Source organism: Aeromonas sp. HMWF014, assembly GCF_963878295.1.
Lineage (GTDB): Bacteria > Pseudomonadota > Gammaproteobacteria > Enterobacterales > Aeromonadaceae > Aeromonas > Aeromonas popoffii.
In genome coordinates this window covers 1-1567 of sequence record NZ_CAWNYS010000299.1, presented here as the reverse complement: position 1 = coordinate 1567, position 1567 = coordinate 1, and the positions used below count along the sequence as shown (strand labels likewise).

The window sequence follows — 1567 nt, the reverse complement described above, 5'->3', positions numbered from 1 at the left end:
TCGCGGCCACGACCGTCCACCACCTGGGTAAAGCCGGCCTCGTTGTTCACCGCCTTGACTTCGAGCGGTTCACCCGCCTTGACGCTGCCTAGGATCCGGTACTGGGTACCCGGACCGTTGTGGATAAAGGTAGAGATGTTGTCTGAGACATAACGGGTATCGGCCAGTGCCTGTTGGGCACATAAGCAGATCAGGATCCCGAGAAGGGCGCGCATGGTCGATCGATTCTCTTCATTTGGTTAGATGACTGGCCGAATGTTAAGCCGCCTGCGGGTCAAAGGACAAGCAAAGAAAAACGCCTCCCCCCGAGCTGAGAGCTGGCTCGCAACTTGTCCCCTCCCCCATGCGACCATTCCAGACGCCGGAGGCTACTTCTGTTTCAGCGCCTTCACCTCGGCGGACAAGGCGCGCAGCTCCTGCAGCAACAGCTCATGCTGGGCACTCTGGTGATGCCGCCACTTCTCCAGTTCGTCATCCCTCCGTCCCGGCTGCAGAAACAGGCTGGCCATGAAGCCACTGATGGCACCGAACAGACCGACCCCGAACAGGATCAGCAGACTGGCGACGAAGCGTCCCTGCTCCGTCTTGGGCACCAGATCGCCATAACCCACGGTAGAGAGTGTCACCAGGGTCCACCAAAAGGCGTCGTAAGGGGTCTGTATCAGGCTGCCGGGCTGACCCGATTCGATCAGATATATGACGCCCGACCCCACCCCCAGCAGCAGGAAAAACAGAAACAGGATCCCCGAGAGGGTGGTCTCGTTGCGTTCGCGGCGGAACATGCCGAGCAGATCCGGCTGCTTGCGCAACAGCTGATAGACCCGCCACAACTGGATCAAGCGCGCCCAGCGTAGCTGTTCCACCATGGGCAGACTGCCCGGCAGATAGAACCAGTTCGCCTTGAAAAAGGCCATCTTGTCGCTGGCTCGCACCCAGCCATAAGCGAAGTGGGCGAGGAAGAAATAGCAGATCAGACTGTCGACGTCATAGAAGAGCTGCAGTGTCTGGGAGGGCCACTCCGAGTAGCCCCACCAGCGGGCGCAGACCAGCGCAACGGAGATCACCGACAGAAACGCCATCAGCAGATCCATGGCGCGCAGGTGAGTTAAGTGATGTCGCATACATTTTCCGACTTTAGGCACAGTACAAATGAATAAAAGAGAAGATAATGCCGATAGTCCTGAGGGCAAAGGAAAAAACGGCTTTTAAAAAGGAGAATGGCAATGCAGTTGAACCTGCTGGAGAAAAGAATGAGCAACATCCGGCTGATACCCAAAGTGGTACTGCTCATGGTGTTCAGTACTGTGTTGTTGCTCATCAAGCTCTGGTTTGACGCCAGCATTCTGGAAACCACCCTGCTGAGCGAGGGCATAGATGCCGACAAGGCCAATGCCATTGCCGATCGCCTGCTCTGGACCGGGGTGATGGAAACCGCCGTGATGGGGGTCATCTTCGTGGTACTGCTGCTAACCGGCTCCCGTCTCATGGTCAAGCAGGTGCACTACCTGGTGGGCCTGCTGGAACGCTTCGCCCGCAAGGATCTGAGCCACAAGGTGCTGCTCAAGTC

Annotated in this window: 1 protein-coding gene and 2 pseudogenes; 1 reads left to right on the top strand and 2 read right to left on the bottom strand. The window is 57.5% G+C overall.

The window, feature by feature from the left end; all coding sequences use genetic code 11:
- Both AAC083_RS23075 and AAC083_RS12295 read right to left on the bottom strand, forming a co-directional pair.
- Window positions 1–215: pseudogene (locus AAC083_RS23075) on the bottom strand (TIGR04211 family SH3 domain-containing protein); the annotation flags it as partial.
- Window positions 216–368: 153 nt separating this feature from the next.
- Window positions 369–1190: a potassium channel family protein gene (locus AAC083_RS12295; protein WP_108536754.1), complete on the bottom strand. Its 822-nt coding sequence runs from the start codon at window positions 1188–1190 to the stop codon at window positions 369–371.
- Between the two features lie 33 nt (window positions 1191–1223).
- Between AAC083_RS12295 and AAC083_RS12290 the strand changes: the two are divergent.
- Window positions 1224–1567, top strand: a pseudogene (locus AAC083_RS12290) (methyl-accepting chemotaxis protein); the annotation flags it as partial.